This is a genomic window from Caballeronia sp. LZ034LL (genome assembly GCF_031451215.1).
Lineage (GTDB): Bacteria > Pseudomonadota > Gammaproteobacteria > Burkholderiales > Burkholderiaceae > Caballeronia.
The window spans coordinates 1-5583 of sequence record NZ_JARUXR010000009.1 but is presented as its reverse complement, the minus strand read 5'-3'; the positions used below and the strand labels follow the sequence as shown (position 1 = coordinate 5583).

2 protein-coding genes are annotated in these 5583 nt (G+C 61.4%); both read left to right on the top strand.

Translation table 11 applies throughout. The features are described 5' to 3' along the window. Positions 1–52: 52 nt before the first annotated feature. A complete protein-coding gene (locus tag QCE83_RS34915) occupies positions 53–4393 on the top strand; it encodes a helix-turn-helix domain-containing protein (protein ID WP_309821450.1) in 4341 nt (1446 codons plus the stop codon). 279 nt (positions 4394–4672) lie between these two features. After that, on the top strand, positions 4673–5583 hold a 911-nt coding region (locus QCE83_RS34910; protein WP_309821448.1), incomplete at its 3' end, for a hypothetical protein.

Sequence of the window (5583 nt, the reverse complement as noted above, 5' to 3'; positions counted from 1 at the left end):
GCTCCCGCCGCTGCCCCCCGATCTCACGCAAACCACCGCCGATGATTCGCGCATGGGCAACTTCGGTGCCGATATGCTGTACCGCTATCAACAGGAAGATCGCCGCATCCTCGATGCGGAGGAAATGGTTGGCGCTGCGTCGAGGCCCGCGCATGAGAAGGGGCAATATCTCGATGCCCACACTCAGCCGCTGCCATCTCCGCCGCTACTTCCGCCCATACCCCTTGGCGTGCAAAGCCCGATGACGTCGCTCAGCAACACCACGGCGGACATCGCCTACCAAAAGTCCAAATCGTCTTCCGACGGGACCACACAGGGCGCCGCCTCCGCATCGTCACCTCCCGTCCGCACAGTGGAGACGATAGGCGGACCCACGCCGCCAGCGCCTGATCCTGCGCTGGCTGCGGCGGCCGCGGCCGCCAACGCGGCCAAGCCTGTCACGCTCTCGAACACCGAAGCGACGCAATTGCTCTCGCGTCTTGACAAGGACCCCTCCATCCCCGACGACGCCGCCAACGCCAACAGCCTGGCCGGACTTCAGCGCGACTCAATGCGCAGCGCGGATTCCGAGGCCATCGGCTTCGAGCAGCAGGCCATTCAGGCCAATCAAGAGGTGGAAGCCCTGCCCTCCCAGCAACGCGACTTCTATCGCGGCGCGCTCGCCGCGGGCACCACCTACTACAACGCCGCCATTACCCAGGAGCAGCGCGAGAAGATCGCTCATGCCGTGCGCACCGACGTCATCGATCCGATCAGCCGAGCCTATCTGCAAGCCATGGCTGATCCGAACGCTCGCGTGCAGATGGCCTTCAGCAAGCCCTTCGGCTCCGTCTATCTCGGCGCCGCCGGCATGCAGCAAGTCGATCTGCTCGCCGAGATGGGACAGCAGTTCAACCGGGCCGCCACGGCGGAAGAGCGTGCGCGCATCTTCGAACAGGCTGCTGACCTGCGCCATGTCATGCAATCGCAGATTGCCAGCTTCGTCGACCAGGAGCGCTCACACGTGCAGGAGCAGTGGAAACAGGCCGATAAGGAAATCAATCAGGCCTTGGCCGAGGCCAAGGGGATGTGGGTCGCCAGCGCAGAGAGCGGCCTCGATGACACGAGTTCATTCGAGCGTCTGAACTGGTTCATGAACCATGGCCTGAACTCCGAACGCAATGCGCAGGAGTTCCAGTACCGCCTGAGCAAATCGCCCGACAACTTCAAGCTCCTGCACGAGTGGTCCGCCGATGCAAGCAAAAAAGCCGAATGGGCGACTTCAGCCCTGCAAAGCGATCTCTTCCGCCGCGCGCCCGTGCTCCCTCCGTTGCCACCCGATCCGACGCAGACCAACATCGATAACCTGCGCATGGGCAACTTCGGTGGCGATCTGCTGTATCGCTATCAACTGGAGAACCGCAGCATTGTCGATGCCATGAATATGTATCACGCTGCATCCCAGCACGGGCCCATTCAAGACTCGTATCTCAATGCGCACACGCCGCCCCTGCCGCTCTGGCAGCAGCAGCTCGAGGATGGCTTTGGCCGTTTCTTCGTCGGCCTCATCCCCGTTGCAAATCTGTTGGTCGACTACATCGTGCCGGCCAAATCGCTTCCCGAATGGGCCAGACAGGGCATCGACTTCGCGTCCGGGGTGGTCGGGATGTTGATGGGCGAGGCAAACTTCCCGAAATTCGGCGGAGCCAAAGGTTTGAATGTGAGTGAATTCAAGCCGTTCGAGCCTGTTCCCGTGGCGGGTGAAGCCAGCGCCGCCACCGAGGCCAAGCCTGCCCCGTCATTCTGGCAGTGGCTCAATGACCTGACGCCCAAGGATCCAAAACTCGCGTTGGCCAACAAGGTGAGCGACCTTGATGCCGCCGCCAGTCCCAAACCCACCGAGGGCAGCTCCATCGAACCCAAGCCCCCCAAGGAAGAGATCAAGCCCGGCGAAGGCAATGCCAAAAACGAACCCGCCAATGCCCCAAAACCCGAAATCACCACGCCGGTACCGGGCAGCACGGCCGCCCTGTCCGGCTCGACCTCGGGCATCCCGCTGGTGCCCGAGGAATATGCGCGCCCCCCCTCCGGCAAGCTCACGCCCGACCCGAACTACCGAGGTCTCTATCGCGACGAAGGCGGCCAGAACTACATTCAGCAGGACGGCAAGACGTATCCGGTGACGTGGAACGACGACGCCCGTAGCTGGCAGATGATGCCGCGTGAAGGCTCACCTAATGCCCCCAAGATGCACATCAACGAAAAGGGCAACTGGGAAGTCAATCTCGACACGGGGCTGACGGGCGGCGCCCGCAGCAGCAAGACTGCGTTCTACAAACACGCTTTCGATCTCTATGAGAGCGGAAAATCCTTTAGGGAGATCGGAAAAGAACTCGGTATCGAACCCCCCACGGCCAAGAGATGGATAGAAGCCTATTTGCAGCAGAGCGGCGATATGCAGCCTGTGCGGGTCGGCGGACAGTTAGAACGGATCTACATGGGGCGCGGCGAGAATATCTACCAATCGTTTCGGGAAGGCAGATCACTGCCGGATGTCGCGCAAAGATACACCGACGGTGATGAGTTTGCGGCTTATCGCAGCGGCATGCGGTATGCGAACGCCAATGATCTTCTCACCGACCTCATTCCACAGAACAGACCCTGGAGAAACCCGCCGGAACGCGCGGCCAATCAGCTTCGTTATCCCATGAGCTATCAGCAAAGCGCCGATATTGCCCAGGGTTACGAGGAGGGCAAAACGGATGCGCAGATCAGCCAGGAAACCCACGTGCGAGAACAGTGGATCAAGGACATGCGAGGCAAGCGCGGGAATTATTCGCACAAGGACCAGGAATGGATTCAGGACGTCGACGATGTCGACCCGGCTGAAGCAACGAGGCAGCAGCCAGGCGCCAGGGGCGAGCCCGGCAACACCGGGGAGCAGCCCCGCCTCGGCATGGATGACGCTACGCAGCAGCCCCCGCCAAGACCCGACAAGAAGCTGCGGCTGGGTCAAATCGCGGATGGACGACGAGCTTTCAACCTCTATGAGAACGGAAAAACCATGAGTGAAATCGCGCGCGAACTCGATATCAACCCCGCGACAGCCAGTGCCTGGGTGAACCGCTATTTGCGTGAAAGCGGCGATGTCTGGCCTCGACAAGCTGGGGGATATTCAGACAAGGTCTATTTCCCAAGCGGTGGGGCCATATACCGAGAGCTCGCCGAGGGCAGACCGTTGGCGGAGGTCGCCAACAAATTCACCGGCGGTGACGAGCTTCAGGCCATTCGCAGCGGGACGCGGTTTGCGGACCGCGAAGGCCTTCCATCCAACGTGATTCCGCAAGATAAACCCTGGAGAATCCGTCCAGAGCGCGAGTATGCCGAGCCCGGCGGCATCGGGCCGGTTCAACCCGAACTCGGCGGACATTCGCGACCGGGTCAGATCGAGGACCTCCGAGCGGCCTTCGACCGTTATGAGCGCGGCGACACCTTCGCGGAAATTGGGCACGAATTCAATGTCCACCGGGACACGGCCCGAAACTGGGTGGAAAAATATATCCGCGAGAGCGGCGAAGTAACCCCCCTGGAAGTCCGGAGCCATAAAGCGGCGACCCATCTGTGGCTCGGCGCGCCAATCTACGGTGAACTCTCGCGAGGCACCCCGCTGCAGGAAGTCGCGGACAGATTCACCGACGGCAACGCGCTGGCGAGTCTGCACAGCGCAATGCGGTATGCGAGAGAGCAACACCTTCCAACCGGCATGCTTCTGGAAAACAGACCCTGGAGAATTCCGCAGGAAGGCGCTCCCAATACGCTCAGTTATGCCATTACCCCGGAGCAATACGACAAAATTCTCCTCGCGAATCGCCAACAAAAACCGACGTGGCTGATCAGCGAGGAAACCGGCGTGCCGAGAGAGTGGGTCGCCCGGATCAAGAGCGAGCAGGGATGGGCTGAGCGCGGCAACCTGGGTGAGTTGGGCGAACCGCAGGCGAAGCGACGGCGCACGGACGTCGCGCCGGGCGACACCGGGCAGGCCCAGCCGGAAGACAGCGGCGCCACGCAGCAGCCTCAGACGGGAACCGGCGGTGGCACGCAGCAAACTGAGACGGGGACCGGCAGCACGACGCAACAGGAACCAGCGACTTCTTCGCAATCTGAACCGTCCTGGGGAAGCAAGCAGCTCCAGCAATTCTCCGAAGACCATACAAAACTGAGTAAAGCAGAGGCCGACTCAATCGATGCCTGGTTCAACGGGCACGGCCCTGCACCCCAAAGTCTGCAAGCGGAATTGACTGCCCGAGGCTATTCGGACATCACGCCGGAGATGGTACGCATCTTTTTCACCCAGAGAAACCCGGGACTGTCAGCCCGTCAGATCGACAGAATCTTACGATTCATTTTCATGTAGCGGCTTCATCGAAGTCGCGGTGCGCCCGGGCCATAAGTGTGCTCGCCCGGACGTGCAATCGTGGCACGGGACAAACGCATGGCGTTCAAGCGTGCTTGTGTTATCTCGTTCCATTGAGCGACTCTCGCGCTGCACTCTGCTTTTGCGCCCCTCATGCGCGGTATTTCTGCATCACCCGCGCAAGCAACTGACAAGGACACTAGGTGCACGGATTGCCTTGACGCTCCATGAAGATAACGCGTATCGGGCGACGTTCATGTTCTCGTCAGGAGCACAGAAATGGCTGTATCGAGCGTCGGTTCAACATCGTCCGGATCCACCCAGCAGGTTGGTGGCAACGACGAAGACACCTCCTCCACCAACAATAATCCGTCGAAGGATCCGCCCGCATCTTCGACCAGCAACGATGCCGATAACACGCCGTCCCCACAGACCGATGGCAACGACGCCGAGAGCCCTTCCTCCGCGCAGAAGGATCCGTCTCAAGGGCAGTCCACGATGTCGCAGATTCCGCCTGCGGACGCGACCTCGAGCACGCCACCGTCTCCAACACCAGGCACCGAAACCGGTCACGCTTCATCCACGCCGACCAATGCGCCCGCAAGTCAGTCCACGTCGTCACAGACCCAACCTACGAACACGTCAACCACGACAACCTCCAACCCGCCGACACTTTCCAGCACCGAAGCGACGCAATTGCTCTCCCGTCTCGACAACGACACCTCCATCCCCGACGACGCCGCCAACGCCAGCAACATGGCCACACTTCAGGGCGAGTCACTGCGCGGCGCGGACGCCGAGTCCATCAATTTCGAACGACTCGCCACCGTGGCGAACCAGCAAGCTGGAGCCTTGCCTCCCGACAAGCGCGACTTCTACGGCGGCGCACTCGCCGCCGGCTCCGCTTACTACAATGCCGCCACCACCAGCGACCAGCGGGCACACATCGCGGCTCCCGTGTACTCCCAGGTCATCGGTCCGATTCGCGCAGCTTATCTGCAAGCCATGGGCGATCCGAACGCCCGCGTGCAGATGACGTTCAGCAAGCCCTTCGGCTCGATCTATCTCGGCGCCGCCGGCCAGCAGCAAGTCGATCTGCTCGCCCAGATGGGACAGCAGTTCAACAAGGCCGCCACGCCCGAAGAACGCGCGCGCATCTTCGGCCAGGCCGTTGATCTGCGCCATACCAT